The 13057-nt window shown below is 65.6% G+C and carries 11 protein-coding genes; 1 reads left to right on the top strand and 10 read right to left on the bottom strand.

The features are described 5' to 3' along the window. Positions 1 to 1557 (bottom strand): formate dehydrogenase beta subunit, encoded by a 1557-nt coding sequence (locus ACSKB8_RS38825; protein WP_438109722.1) that lies wholly within the window; start codon positions 1555 to 1557, stop codon positions 1 to 3. Then, positions 1554 to 2027 (bottom strand): formate dehydrogenase subunit gamma, encoded by a 474-nt coding sequence (locus ACSKB8_RS38820; RefSeq protein WP_128934919.1) that lies wholly within the window; start codon positions 2025 to 2027, stop codon positions 1554 to 1556. Before ACSKB8_RS38820 ends, ACSKB8_RS38825 begins: the two co-directional genes overlap by 4 nt. Before the next feature lie 224 nt (positions 2028 to 2251). Between ACSKB8_RS38820 and ACSKB8_RS38815 the strand changes: the two genes are divergently transcribed. After that, positions 2252 to 3145, top strand: a complete 894-nt coding sequence (locus ACSKB8_RS38815; RefSeq protein ID WP_128934918.1) for a LysR family transcriptional regulator — start codon at positions 2252 to 2254, stop codon at positions 3143 to 3145. A 224-nt stretch (positions 3146 to 3369) separates the two neighbouring features. Here the strand turns inward: ACSKB8_RS38815 and ACSKB8_RS38810 are convergent, their stop codons facing one another. The 8 genes from ACSKB8_RS38810 to ACSKB8_RS38775 all read right to left on the bottom strand — a co-directional run bounded on the left by ACSKB8_RS38810 (position 3370) and on the right by ACSKB8_RS38775 (position 13012). Next, on the bottom strand, positions 3370 to 5697 hold the full coding sequence (locus tag ACSKB8_RS38810) for a PAS domain-containing sensor histidine kinase (protein WP_438109719.1): 2328 nt from the start codon (positions 5695 to 5697) through the stop codon (positions 3370 to 3372). A 223-nt stretch (positions 5698 to 5920) separates the two neighbouring features. Next, positions 5921 to 7294, bottom strand: coding sequence for a cation-efflux pump (locus tag ACSKB8_RS38805; RefSeq protein WP_438109717.1), 1374 nt, complete (start codon positions 7292 to 7294; stop codon positions 5921 to 5923). 222 nt (positions 7295 to 7516) lie between these two features. Continuing rightward, complete coding sequence (locus ACSKB8_RS38800; protein WP_438109715.1) at positions 7517 to 8485, bottom strand: zinc-binding dehydrogenase; 969 nt, start codon at positions 8483 to 8485, stop codon at positions 7517 to 7519. 124 nt (positions 8486 to 8609) lie between these two features. Next, positions 8610 to 9605, bottom strand: a complete 996-nt coding sequence (locus tag ACSKB8_RS38795) for an NAD(P)H-dependent flavin oxidoreductase (protein WP_438109713.1) — start codon at positions 9603 to 9605, stop codon at positions 8610 to 8612. 316 nt (positions 9606 to 9921) lie between these two features. After that, the gene (locus tag ACSKB8_RS38790) at positions 9922 to 10572 is read right to left on the bottom strand and encodes a hypothetical protein (RefSeq protein ID WP_370990840.1); all 651 of its coding nucleotides are present in this window, start codon (positions 10570 to 10572) and stop codon (positions 9922 to 9924) included. Between the two features lie 55 nt (positions 10573 to 10627). Next, positions 10628 to 10831: a hypothetical protein gene (locus tag ACSKB8_RS38785; protein ID WP_061020029.1), complete on the bottom strand. Its 204-nt coding sequence runs from the start codon at positions 10829 to 10831 to the stop codon at positions 10628 to 10630. A 376-nt stretch (positions 10832 to 11207) separates the two neighbouring features. Beyond that, positions 11208 to 11981: a fumarylacetoacetate hydrolase family protein gene (locus ACSKB8_RS38780; RefSeq protein ID WP_438109710.1), complete on the bottom strand. Its 774-nt coding sequence runs from the start codon at positions 11979 to 11981 to the stop codon at positions 11208 to 11210. Positions 11982 to 11992: 11 nt separating this feature from the next. Next, positions 11993 to 13012, bottom strand: a complete 1020-nt coding sequence (locus tag ACSKB8_RS38775; RefSeq protein WP_438109708.1) for a 2-dehydropantoate 2-reductase — start codon at positions 13010 to 13012, stop codon at positions 11993 to 11995. Positions 13013 to 13057 lie beyond the last annotated feature (45 nt).

The following is a 13057-nucleotide window of genomic DNA, read 5'->3' as shown; positions in this document are numbered from 1 at the left end:
CTATTCCGCGGCCTGAAGCGTGGTCGGCGCCGGGACGAAGTCCTCCCGGAAGTGCTTCAATGCGCTGAGCACGGGGTAGGGCGTGAAGCCGCCGAGCGCGCAGAGCGAGCCGAATTTCATGGTGTTGCAGAGGTCTTCGACGAGGGCGAGGTTCTCGCTCACGCGCTCGCCGTTGATGATCTTCTCGATGGTCTCGACGCCCCGGGTCGAGCCGATCCGGCACGGCGTGCACTTGCCGCAGGATTCGACGGCGCAGAACTCCATGGCGAAGCGCGCCTGCCTGCGCATGTCGATGCTGTCGTCGAACACGACGATGCCGCCATGGCCGATCAGGCCGTCGCGCGCGGCGAAGGCCTCGTAGTCGAACGGCGTGTCGAATAGGGCGCGGGGAAAATAGGCGCCGAGCGGGCCGCCGACCTGGACCGCGCGCACCGGCCGTCCGGTGAACGTGCCGCCGCCGATATCGTCGACGAGCTCGCCGAGCGTCACGCCGAAGGCGGTCTCGAACAGCCCGCCGTAGCGGATGTTGCCGGCGAGCTGGATCGGCATCGTGCCGCGGGAGCGGCCCATGCCGAAATCCGCATAGGCCTTGGCGCCTTCGGCGAGGATGAAGGGGATGGCGGCGAACGACAGCACGTTGTTGATGACGGTCGGTTTGCCGAACAGGCCGTGATGCGCCGGCAGCGGCGGCTTGGCGCGCACGATGCCGCGGCGGCCTTCGAGGCTTTCCAGCAGCGAGGTCTCCTCGCCGCAAACGTAAGCGCCAGCGCCGACACGCACCTCGAGATCGAAGGCTTGCTTCGAGCCGCCGATGTTCGCGCCGAGATAGCCGCCGCGCTTCGCCGCCGCGATGGCGGCATTCATCGCCTCGACCGCGTGCGGATATTCGCTGCGGATGTAGATGTAGCCCTTGGTCGCGCCGACGGTGATGCCGGCGATCGTCATGCCCTCGATCACCAGGAACGGATCGCCTTCCATGATCATGCGGTCGGCGAAGGTGCCGCTGTCGCCTTCGTCGGCGTTGCCGACGATGAATTTGCGGTCGGCCTTGGCCTGCGCCACCGTCTTCCATTTGATGCCGGTCGGAAAGCCCGCGCCGCCGCGGCCGCGCAGGCCGGACGCAGTCACTTCATTCAGGATAGCATCCGTGCCGAGCGACAGCGCGTGCTCCAGGCCCTTGTAGCCGCCATGGGCGCGGTAGTCGTCGAGCGAGCGCGGATCGATCACGCCGCAGCGGGCGAAGGTAAGGCGGGTCTGGCGCTTCAGCCAGGGGATCTCGTCGGTCGCCCCCAGCCGCAGCAGATGCGGCGTGTTGCTGGCCAGCGCATCGAGCAGGGAGGGCACGTCGGTCTCGCTGACCGGGCCGAAGGCGATGCGGCCCTGCGGTGTCGCGACCTCGACCAGCGGCTCCAGCCAGTACAGGCCGCGCGAGCCGGTCCTGATAATCTCGATTGCAATGCCACGCTTGGCTGCAGCCTGCTCCAGCGCCAGCGCGACTTCGTCAGCGCCGACAGCAACCGCACCGGCATCACGTGAAACGTAGAGACGCATGCTCATCGCTGTGCCTCCGCAACCAGCGCATCAAGGCGCTTCTGGTCGAGCCGGCCAATGAGGCGGCCGTCGAGCATCGCAGACGGGGCGGTCGCGCACAGGCCGAGACAGTAGATCGGCTCCAGCGTGACGCGATCGTCGGCCGTGGTGTTGCCGAGCGCCACGCCGAGCTTCGCCTCGGCGCGCGCCGCCAGCGCATCGCCGCCGGCGGCCTGGCAGGCTTCAGCGCGGCAGAGCTTCAGCACATGGCGACCGGCCGGCTTGTGCCGGAAATCATGATAGAACGTGAACACGCCGTGCACTTCGGCGCGTGACAGGTTCAGCGCCTGCGCCACCATGGGGATGGCGGCCTCCGGCACGTAGCCGAACGCCTCTTGAAGAGCATGCAGGATGACGAGCGTCGCGCCTTCCTGCTGAGCGTGTTCGGCGATGATCTCGGCGCCGCGCGTCTCGTCCCAATCATAAACCGCTGTCATTCTTCATTCTCAACCAGAGCGTTTCTTCCTCCCAAACTATTTGGAATCATTCGAAGATCAATAAAGCTGTCCCGTGCTGCGATTGCGAATTCCGATCGATTGACGGATGCTATCGATCGATTTGAGGTTGCAATCAAAGCCGTTCCGCCCGGCGGTTTTTGCGTGTTGGGAGGGGGCGAGCGTGCTAGCTTGCATGCCACGACAGAACTCGAGGGGACGACCGGTTGATCGACAAGCTTGAACTATTGCTGGCGCTGGCGAAGGAGCGGCATTTCGGACGCGCGGCGGAGGTCTGCGGCGTGACGCAACCGACGATGTCGACCGGGCTCAAGCAGCTCGAGGAGATCCTCGGCGTGATGCTGGTCCAGCGCGGGTCGCGCTTCCAGGGCTTTACGCCGGAAGGCGAGCGGGCGTTGGACTGGGCGCGGCGGATCGTGGGCGATGCCCGCGCGATGCGCGACGAGATCAACGGGCTGAAACATCAGCTCTCCGGCGAGATCCGCATCGCGGCTATCCCGACCGTGCTCGGCATGGTCGCCGCGCTGACGACGCCGTTCCGCGCCAAGCATCCCGAGGTGCGCTTCCGCATCCAGTCCACCACGTCATCCGAGGTGCTGGGACTGCTCGAAAATCTCGAGGTCGATGCGGGGCTGACCTATATCGAGAATGAGCCGATCGGCAAGGTGCGGACCATTCCGCTCTACAACGAGAGCTATCGCCTGTTGACCGCGCCCGATGCGATGTTCGGTGACCGCGAGACGGTGACTTGGACCGAGGTCGGGCAGGTGCCGCTATGCCTGCTCACGCCCGACATGCAGAACCGCCGCATCATCGACCGCGCGCTGCGCTCGGTCGGTGCCGAGGCGACACCGACGCTGACGTCGAACTCGCTGCTGGTGCTGTTCACGCACGTCAAGACGGGACGCTGGGCGAGCGTGATGCCGGCCAAGCTCGCCGAGACGCTCGGCCTGTCCGACACGGTGCGCTCGATCCCGATCGTCGATCCCGACGTCAATTACAGCATCGGCATGGTGATCCCGCAGCGCGATCCGATGACGCCGCTGATCGCGGCATTGGTCAATGTCGCACGCGAAGTGGCGCCGACGCTGCAATTGTAGATATCTCGAGCGCAATGAGATCACGTTTGATTGCCACAACGGAGGTGCACTCCCTCTCCCGCTTGCGGGAGAGGGGTGGGGAGAGGGTGTCTCCGCAATGGGACAATCCCCTAGAGAAGACAGCCCTCACCCGGCGCTTCGCGCCGACCTCTCCCGCAAGCGGGAGAGGTGAACGAGCCGCGGCAATCGATTCAACCTAAAGCCAGCCGGATCTACATGAAGCTCTAAGCCGCCGCCGATATCCCGGAGGCCTTGATCGCGTCGCGCGGCAGCGTCACGCGCACCACCGTGCCGACATCGATCTTGGAGCGCAGCCGCATCGAGCCGCCGTGGAGCTGCGCCAGCGAGCGGGCGATGGCGAGGCCCAGTCCCGAGCCGTGATAGGTCTTGGTGAGCTGGCTCTCGACCTGCTCGAACGGGCGGCCGAGTCGCGCCAGCGAATGCGGCGCGATCCCGATGCCGGTGTCGGCGATCATCAGCACGATCCGGTCGTCGAGCTGCCGGCTGCGCACCACGACACGTCCGCCGTCGGGTGTGAACTTCACCGCATTGGACAGCAGGTTGACGATGATCTGCTTGGTGGCGCGGCGGTCGGCGACGACGGAGATGGATTTGGCGATGTCGGCGTCGAGCGTCAGGTGCTTGTCCTGCGCCCGGCCGGTGACGACCCGCAGGGATTCCGCCAGCGTTCGCGACAGGTCCAGCTCTTCCATGTCGAGCTTCATGCGGCCGGCCTCGATCTTGGACATGTCGAGAATGTCGTTGATGACCTCGAGCAGATAGTGGCCGCTGGTCAGGATGTCCTCGCAGTATTCCTGGTACTTCTCCGAACCGAGCTCACCGAACATGCCCGAGCCCATGATCTCGGAGAAGCCAATGATGGCGTTGAGCGGCGTGCGCAGCTCGTGGCTCATATTGGCGAGGAATTTCGACTTGGTCTGGTTGGCTTCCTCGGCGCGGGTCTTCTCGCGCTGGTACTTTTCGGCGAGATCGGCGAGCTCGACCGCCTGGCGTTCGAGCGCGGCCTGCGAGCGCTTGAGGTCGATGACGGTGGCGCGCAGGCGCAAATCGTTGTCGACCAGCTTCTGCTCGTGCTCCTTGATGCGGGTGATGTCGGTGCCGACCGAGACATAGCCGCCGTCCTTGGTGCGGCGCTCGCTGATGTGCAGCCAGCTGCCGTCGTCGAGCTGCGCCTCGAAGGTACGCGCGCCCGGGCCTTGGGCCGCGGTCTCGTTGTGGCGGGTGCGCACCTCCGGCATGCGACCGACCTCGAGCACGGTCTCGTAGGAGGTGCCGGGGATCACGGCGGTGTCGGGCAGCTTGTGCAAGCGCTGGAAGTGCGAATTGCAGAGCACCAGGCGGTTGCTCGCGTCCCACAGCACGAAGGCTTCCGGAATGGTCTCGATCGCGTCGCGCAGGCGAAGATCGGCTTCCACAGTCTTCTCGGCGAGGCTCTTCTGCTCGGTGATGTCGACGGCGATCCCGATTAGGTGGACGCTGGAATCGGTCGCCCCGCGCGTCTTTTCGCAGCGGACGCGGAGCCAGATCCAGTGGCCGTCGACATGCTGCATGCGGAAGGTCTGGTCGATGTGGTCGATCTTCTCGGAGATGAGCCGATCGGCGATCTCGAACAGATCGATGTCGTCGGACTTCACCAGCGCGTTGACCTCGCCGAAGGTGAGGAGCTCGTTGCGGCCGTCGAGGCCGAGCATCGAGAACATCGACTGCGACCAGAAGATCCGGCCGCGCGACAGGTCCCAGTCCCACAGGCCGCAGCGGCCGCGGTTGAGCGCGGTGTCGATGCGGCCGCGCACGGCGTCGTTGATGAGGTCGCCTTCGCGGGCGCGGGTCGACTGCCAGTGGAAGGCAAAGCCGAGGATCAGGACCACGAAGCCGGTGGTCGCCGACAGCGTCACCGAGAGCGCGGCGTCCGAGCCCCAGATCGGCTCGTTGCGTTCCTGGATCACGGTGACGAAGCCGGGCAGCGACTTGATCTGCCGCGAGGTCGCCATCGCGGCGTTGCCGTTCGGCAGTGTCATGTCGGCGATGTTGCCGTCGCGCGGCGGCGCCGCGATAAGTTGCGCCGTCGTGATCGCATCGAGCAGGCGGTCGTTGCCGGAGGGATCGCTCTCGATCGGGATGCGGGCGAGGATACGGCGGTCGATGCCGGCCGAGGTGACGATGACATGGCGGCCCGAGGCCGTGCCCCAGGACGGAATGAGGTCAGGCAGCAGCGTCGGCAGGCTCTCGATGTTCTTGAGCCGCTCCTGCCGCACGGAGGTGAGGCGGTCGATGCGTTCGGCGAGCAAATCGGCGAGCGCCGAGATGTCGTGACGGATCACCAGCCGCTTCTGGCGCGTCTGGTCGACGACCTGCACGAACGCGCCGAGGCAGATCGTGATCAGGAAGGCGATGATGAGCGTCGGCACGGCGCGGCGCAGCGCTGGCTCCGCGATCAGTAGCCGGTGATAGGCAGGTTTCGCGATCGATTGCGCCAATCCCTTGATCGAATCGGATTGGACGCACGCGTTCGCGGCGTCTGCACGCGACATGCCTTCGGCCCCCTGAAAACCTGCTTGCAACTAGGCTCGAAAGCAGCCCCACGTCGCTTTCGAATCACACCGATTTGAATCCAGTTTTCGCGGGCTGTCGAGAGTCAACGAATTGTTAACGCGAAATTATTCTTATCCAACGCGCAGTTTGCGCATCGAGAGTCCGCAAACTCACGTGCGTGAGGAGTCCGAAACGAGAACGTGTGACTCCTGGCGCACTAAGTCACGCGCGCGGCGGCTCGGCGTGGCTGATGACGCGCTTCACGCTCGGGAACGCGCGCCGCAATGCGCGCTCGATCGCGTCGACATGCTCGTGCACCCTGATCACGCTCATCGACGGCGCGGCGCGGCAGTGGAAGTTGACGATCTCGCCGGCGTCGGTGTTGCGGACGCGCACATTGTGGATGTCGTGGATCTCGCCCTCGCCGGCAAACTCGGCCAGCGCGGCGGCAATTGTCTGCACCCGTTCCGGCGAGGCGTCGACGCCGAACGGCAACTCCGGTTCCAGCGGCTCGATATGGACGTCGACCTCGACGTCCTCGCCGAATTCCTCCTGGATGTTGCGTTCCAGCGTGTTGGCGACCTCATGGGCGGCCTCGAGCTGCATCTCGCCGTCGACCTCGACGTCGATGCCGACGATCAGCTTGGTGCCGAGGTCGTGCACCGTGACGTGGTGGACGGCGAGGCCGGAATTGCGCGCGATCACCATGATGCGGTCGCGCACGGTCTCGTTGTTGCGTGCGACGGGGACGGCGGTGAAGGTGAGGTCGGCGTCGCCGAACGCTCTTGTGACGGCGGCCTGCGCGTTGTGCTTGATGTCCTCGACGCGGTCGATCGGATAGGTCCGCGGCACCTTTGCGATGGTGTCGATGAACATGGTCGCCCCGACCATGCGCAGGCGCAGCCGCTCGACATCGATCACGCCGGGCACGCTGCGGATCGCGGCCGTGGCCTTCTCCTGGGCGCCCTCCGGCGCGCGGTCGACCAGCGTCTGCACCGTCGAGCCCGCCATGCGCAGGCCGAGAGCCGCGATCAGCACGGCGACGGCGGCGGCCGCGGCCGCGTCGCCCCACCAGAAGCCGAGCCCGGCGAGGACCAGGCCCACGATCACGGCAGACGAGCCCATGACATCGGAGGCGAAATGCAGCGCGTCGGCGGCCAGCGCCTGGCTCCTGGTCTCCTGCGCGGCGCGGTGCAGCGCGCGGGCGCGCCAGAGATTGACGGCGATGTCGATCACCAGCACGACAAAGGGCACGGCCGAAATGGTCGGCGGCGGGGTTCCCTCGCGCAGCCGGCTATAGGCCTCGACCAGGATGCCGCCGGCGAGCACGTAGAGCAGGGCGGTGACGCCGAGCGCGGAGATGCTCTCCAGCTTGCCATGGCCATAATGGTGCTCCTCGTCCGCCGGCTTGTCGGACACCCGCACGACCGCCCAGGTGATGATGGTCGCGACCAGGTCGATCGAGGAATGCAGGGCTTCGGAGATCAGCGCCAGCGAGCCGATCGCGATCCCGACCACGAACTTGGCCGCCGCCATGCCGCCGCTGGCGAAGATCGAGATCGCGGCGACCGTGGTCTTGTTGGGCTGGGAGGTCATGGCGGGGATTTAGCAGGGCGTGGGTGAACATCAAGCCACGATCCACAGCTGTAGTCGCAAGTGAGTTGCAGGAGCGAAGTCAACCTCTCTCCGTCATGCCCGGGCTTGTCCCGGGCATCCACGTTCTTCGTGCCGAGTGGCAAAGACGTGGATGGCCGGGTCAAGCCCGGCCATGACGAGCGGAGAGTGCGGGGCGGTCGCTCTACTTCGGTCAGCACACCCTCACACCGTCACGACGATCTTCCCCAAATGCTTGTTCGCCTCCATGTGCTCGAACGCCTTGTCGATGTCGTCGAACGCGAACACCTTGTCGATCGGCAACTGCAGCTTTCGCGCTTCCACCGCACTCCAGATATCCTTCCGAACCTCCTCAAAAATCTCGCGGACTTCCTCGATGGTGCGGGTGCGGAAGGTGACGCCGACATAGTCGATGCGGCGGGCGGCGTGCAGGTCGAAATTGAAGTCGGCATGGGTGCCGCCGAGCCGGCCGACATTGACGATGCGGCCCTTGACCTTCGCTGCAGCGAGGTTCTGGTTGGCGACCTTGCCCGAGACCTGGTCGACGATGAGATCGACGCCTTCGCCGTCCGTTGCCTTCAGGACGTTGTCGACCCATTTCGGATCGGAGCTATCGACGGCGAGATCGGCGCCGTACTCCTTCAGCCGGCCGCGGCGGGTGGCGTCGGTCGACGAGCCGATCACGAGCTTTGCGCCCTTGAGCCTGGCGATCTGCATCGCCATCAACCCGACGCCGGAGCTCGCGCCCTGGATCAGCACGGTTTGGCCCGCCTGCACGCCGCCGACGGTGACGACGGCGTTGTGCATGGTCGCGAGCGCGACGGGCAGGGTGGCCGCCTCCTCGAAATTCATGTTCGAGGGCGCGTGAAACAGCCGGCCGTGATCGGCCAGCGTATATTCGGCAAACGCTGCGCTGCCCGAGCCCATGATGCGATCGCCGACCCTCACGCCCTTCGCATCCGGCCCGAGCTCGGCGACTTCGCCGGCCCATTCCATGCCGAGCACGGTGCCGACGCCGCCGGCCGCGCCGTGGGCGTGCCCCTTGCGCATGCCGGTGTCGGCGCGGTTGAGGGCGCAGGCGCGGACGCGGACCAGCACCTGCGTGCCCTTAGGTTTTGGTTGAGCGACGTCGGAAATCGTAGCGCCATCAGGGCCGTAGACGTAAGCCTTCATAAGTTGCTTTCTGGCATTTGACGAACCGGTTTAACCGGAGGCGGTGCTCTTCGCCTCTCCCCGCAGCGGGGCGAGGGAGCATACCTTCGCGGTGGCGGGCGCCGTGTTCAAATCACATCAGCGATCACTCTGCCGCTTGCGCCGCTGCGCCCGCAATCATTCCCTCCAGCCGGCCGCGGATGATCGCCTCTGCCTCGCGCACGATGCGGGAGACCAGCTCGGCGCAGCTCGGGATGTCCTGGATCAGGCCCTGCACTTGGCCGGCCGACCAGATCCCTTCGTCCGAATTCCCCGTCGCGTAGACCATCTTGCCGCGGGCACCGGCAACGAGCTCGCGGATGTCCTCGAACTTGGCGCCTTCCTTCTCCATCGCGACGACCTTGGTCGAGATCTCGTTTTTCGCGACGCGCGAGGTGTTGCGCATGGTGCGGAAGATCAGCTCGGTCTCGCGCTCGTCATTGGCGACGATCTTCTCCTTGATGAGCTGGTGGATCGGGCTTTCCTTGGTGGCCATGAAGCGCGTGCCCATGTTGATGCCGTCGGCACCGAGCGCCAGCGCGGCGACGAGGCCCCGGGCGTCGGCAAAGCCGCCGGAGGCGATCATCGGGATCTTGACCTTGTTGGCGGCGGCCGGGATCAGGATCAGGCCGGGGGTGTCGTCCTCGCCGGGGTGGCCGGCGCATTCGAAGCCGTCGATCGAGATGGCGTCGACGCCCATGCGTTCGGCCGAGAGCGCGTGCCGCACGCTGGTGCATTTGTGCACGACCTTGACGCCGTGCCTTTTGAACTCGTCGACATGCTCCTGCGGCTTGTTGCCGGCGGTCTCGACCACCTTGATCCCGCTCTCGATGATGGCGGCGCGGTATTCGGCATAAGGCGGCGGCTTGATCGCGGGCAGGATGGTGAGATTGACGCCAAAGGGCTTGTCGGTGAGGTCGCGGCAGCGCGCGATCTCCCTGGTCAGATCCCCCGGCGTCGGCTGGGTCAGCGCGGTGATGAAGCCGAGCGCCCCTGCGTTCGCGACCGCGGCGACCAGCTCGGCCCGCCCGACCCATTGCATGCCGCCCTGGACGATCGGATGCTCGACGCCGACGAGTTTGGTGAACCGTGTCTGCAACATGCTCTGTTTCCCCGCCGGTGTGGCGCTCCGTTATCGCGTGTTGGCGTCAGGATGCCGCCCGGGCCGGCAAAAGTCTATCAGCGGGGCGTGCGATTGGGGTGGGGCGATCATGCGGGGACGAGGGGGATTCCGCGGGGCGGATAATTGGATTGCGTCGCTACCTGACGGCGCAAGCTCCTTCCTCATACGCCGTCGTCATGCCCCGGCTTGACCGGGGCATCCAGTACGCCGCGGCGTTTCGGCTCTAGCTTCGCAGCCTCTGGAATACTGGATTGCCCGCCTTCGCGGGCAATGACACCGAGTATGGACCGAAGAACTACTCCGCCGACAGCCGCACCATCTGGCGGCCGCCGTTCATTTCCTTGAGGCGGTTGACGAAGTTTTCCGGGCGCTGCCAGCGGTTGGGGACCTGCAATCCCATGAATTCGGCGATGTCGCCGATGAAGCCGGTGCAGTTGGCGGTCTCGGCGTTCCACACCGGCGAGTTCGCCTGCAATTTCTTGATATAGGCGAATACGCGCTTGGCGTCGGCTTCGTTGAGGTACACGCGATAGCTCGCGGTCAGATATTCCGGATCGAGATCGCCGTAGCTCGCGCCGGTCTCGGAGGGCACAAAGGTGATGTGGCCGAGCACGTAAGCAAGCGTGTCGCCCGCGGGCGTGAGGCCCGCGACCTCGACGGCACGCTCGCTGGTCTTGCCGTACCAGACGAAGGCGTGGCCCCAGCTTGCGGCGGTTCGTGCCCGGAAGTCGACGTAGTACGGACCTTTCTCCGCACGCGCGACGGGACGCCGCGTCGCTTGCGGCGCCGGTCGTGATGCGGTGTCGTTCGTAGCAAGCGCGTTCGCATCGGCAACGCGCTTGTTCGCTTCATGGGCCGAGGCCGAGGGCATCGTGCATGCGATCATGGCCGCGAGCGCGAAGCCCGCGAGGATGCAGGATCCGGATCGATCAGGTTTGTACGTCACGCTGTTGCCCCTCGACTCTCAGCCGCTTTACGCGAGATGCGTATCGTATTGCGCGTCAGTAACGCGCTGCGACCGGGCCGGGCGCCTTGCCGATCGGGGCCTTTCCAACCGGGCTCTTGCCAATCGGCATCTTGCCAATCGGAGCCTGCTCAGCCGGATAGACCGGCACGGGCTGGCGGCGCGGCAGATCCGCAGCGTTCGCAGCCGTCACCAGAGCAAGCGTGGCACCCAGAGCAATTACAATCTTCTTCACAGTCATACCCCTAGCAGGTTTGGTCCAAACACGGCGATGCCGTGCCCCCAGACACGCCTCACAGAAGGGCGGCCGAATGCGTCCAAGTTGCGGCGAGCGCGGGACATGTTGGCGGCATATGTCGGGCGCGCGGAGATGTGATGTGTACGGATGTTTCGGAGCTGCGTGATGGCTGTCCGTAGCCCGTAGTAGAGCGAAGCGAAACCCATCAGCCGCTTCGCTGAGGAGAGATGATGGGTTTCGCTATGCTCTACCCATCTTACGCCCGCCCCTTTATTTGTAGCCCGCATGAGCGAAGCGATATGCGGGAAACGTTCGCGGAAGAGCGTGATCCCGGATGGCGCTTCACTCATCCGGCTACGCTACGGGACGGTGCCTGCCGCTATAGCCGAAACTCGTTGGTCAGCTCGCCGATGCCGTCGATCGCGACGGTCACGATGTTCACCGGCTCCTTCATCACGCCGACGCCGACCGAGGTGCCGACGGCGATGAGGTCGCCGGGGAGCAGGGTCATGTCATGGGAGATTCTGCTGACCAGCTCCTGCGCGCTGAAGATCATATCCGAGATCGGATAGTTCTGCCGCTCCGCGCCATTGAGGATGGTGCGGACCACGAGCTTGGCCGGATCGAGGCCGGTGGCGATAACGGGTCCGAACGGGCCGTAATCGTCGATGCCCTTGGCGCGGGCCCATTGCGGGAAGGTGGGGTCGCTGGTCAGGATGTTGTTGGCGGTGATGTCGTTGACGCAGGTGTAGCCGAAGATGAAGCTGTCCGCTTCACCAGGGGAGACGCGGGCGCAGGTCCTGCTGATGACGATGCCGAGCTCGCCCTCGTAAGTGGTCTTGCCGTCGTAATAAGAGGGGCGGCGGATCACCGCGCCGGGCGTCGTGATGCTGGTGGTGGCTTTCAGCAGATAGAGCGGCTCCGGCGGCTCGGGCTGGTTCAGCTTGGCGGCGAGCGCGTGGAAATTATTCCAGAGAGCGACGATCTTGCTGGGTACGCAAGGCGCGAGCAGCTCGACGTCCGACAGCGCCAGAGCCTTGCCGGTGGCCGCATGGTGGCCGAACATCTCGCCCTCGTGCACGCTGATGCCTGACGACGTCAGCATGCCGAAGCCGGTCGCACCGGCGTGGCGGAAGCGCAGCCACTGTTTCATCTCGCCCGCCATCACGCCACCGCCAGTGCGCGAGGATCTGATGGTGTCGAGACGCCGTCATAGAGGCCGGCGATGCGGGCGCGCTGGGTCACCATCGCGAGCACCGAGTCGAGCGCGGGCGTGGCGATGCCGGTGAGACGGCCCATCTCCTGCACCACTGTGACGAGCGGGTCGATCTCCATCGGGCGGCCGCGCTCGAGATCCTGCAGCATCGAGGTCTTGTGTGCGCCGACCTTGCGGGCGCCCTCGATGCGGCGCTCGACATCGACGCGGAATTTGACGCCAAACGTTTCGGCGATGGCTTGCGTCTCCACCATGATCGCGCGCGACAGCGCGCGCGTCGCCGGATCGGTGCAGATCACGTCGAGCGTTGCATGGGTCAGCGCGCTGATCGGATTGAAGCAGACATTGCCCCACAGCTTCAGCCAGATCTCGTCGCGGATGCGGTCGAGCACCGGGGCTTTCAGCCCGGCTGCGACGAAGAGATCGGCGAGGCGCTGTACGTCCGGCGTGATCTCGCCCGAGGGCTCGCCGAGCGGAAAATTGTTGCCGTAGACGTGGCGGATCACGCCGGGCGCCTCGATCTCGGTGGCGGGATAGACGATGCAGCCGATGGCGCGCTCGGCGCCGATTTCGCGCCACTGCCGGCCGCCGGGATCGATGCTCTCCAGCGTCGAATTCTCGTATTGGCCGCCGTGCTTGTAGAAGTACCAATAGGGGATGCCGTTGACCGCGGTGACGATGCGGGTGTGAGGCCCGAGCAGCGGCTGCATCTTCTCGATCACGCCGGTGATCGAATGCGCCTTCAGCGTGATGATGATGTAATCCTGCACGCCGAGCTCGGCGGGATCGTCGGTGCAGCGCGGATGCACGATGTGCTTCTCCTCGCCTGCGAGCAGCGAGAGGCCGCGCTCGCGCATCGCGGCAAGGTGAGCGCCGCGTGCGACCAGACTGATATCGGCGCCCGCGCGCGCGAGCTGAACCCCGAGATAACCGCCGATCGCGCCGGCGCCGTAGATGCAGATCTTCATGAAGTCCTCGAAGGAGCAGAAGCCGGAATTTGGGACGAAAGATCC

The sequence above is a fragment of the Bradyrhizobium sp. BR 1432 genome, assembly GCF_051547705.1.
GTDB classification, from domain to species: domain Bacteria; phylum Pseudomonadota; class Alphaproteobacteria; order Rhizobiales; family Xanthobacteraceae; genus Bradyrhizobium; species Bradyrhizobium zhanjiangense.
The sequence above is the reverse complement of the archived record's forward strand: the minus strand, read 5'-3'. Positions and strand labels throughout refer to the sequence as shown.

Bases quoted from the DNA above. Each gene is read 5' to 3' on its own strand.
- ACSKB8_RS38825 (WP_438109722.1), bottom strand. From the start codon at position 1,557: ATGAGCATGCGTCTCTACGTTTCACGTGATGCCGGTGCGGTTGCTGTC.
- ACSKB8_RS38820 (WP_128934919.1), bottom strand. From the start codon at position 2,027: ATGACAGCGGTTTATGATTGGGACGAGACGCGCGGCGCCGAGATCATC.
- ACSKB8_RS38810 (WP_438109719.1), bottom strand. From the start codon at position 5,697: ATGTCGCGTGCAGACGCCGCGAACGCGTGCGTCCAATCCGATTCGATC.
- ACSKB8_RS38805 (WP_438109717.1), bottom strand. From the start codon at position 7,294: ATGACCTCCCAGCCCAACAAGACCACGGTCGCCGCGATCTCGATCTTC.
- ACSKB8_RS38800 (WP_438109715.1), bottom strand. From the start codon at position 8,485: ATGAAGGCTTACGTCTACGGCCCTGATGGCGCTACGATTTCCGACGTC.
- ACSKB8_RS38795 (WP_438109713.1), bottom strand. From the start codon at position 9,605: ATGTTGCAGACACGGTTCACCAAACTCGTCGGCGTCGAGCATCCGATC.
- ACSKB8_RS38785 (WP_061020029.1), bottom strand. From the start codon at position 10,831: ATGACTGTGAAGAAGATTGTAATTGCTCTGGGTGCCACGCTTGCTCTG.
- ACSKB8_RS38780 (WP_438109710.1), bottom strand. From the start codon at position 11,981: ATGAAACAGTGGCTGCGCTTCCGCCACGCCGGTGCGACCGGCTTCGGC.
- ACSKB8_RS38775 (WP_438109708.1), bottom strand. From the start codon at position 13,012: ATGAAGATCTGCATCTACGGCGCCGGCGCGATCGGCGGTTATCTCGGG.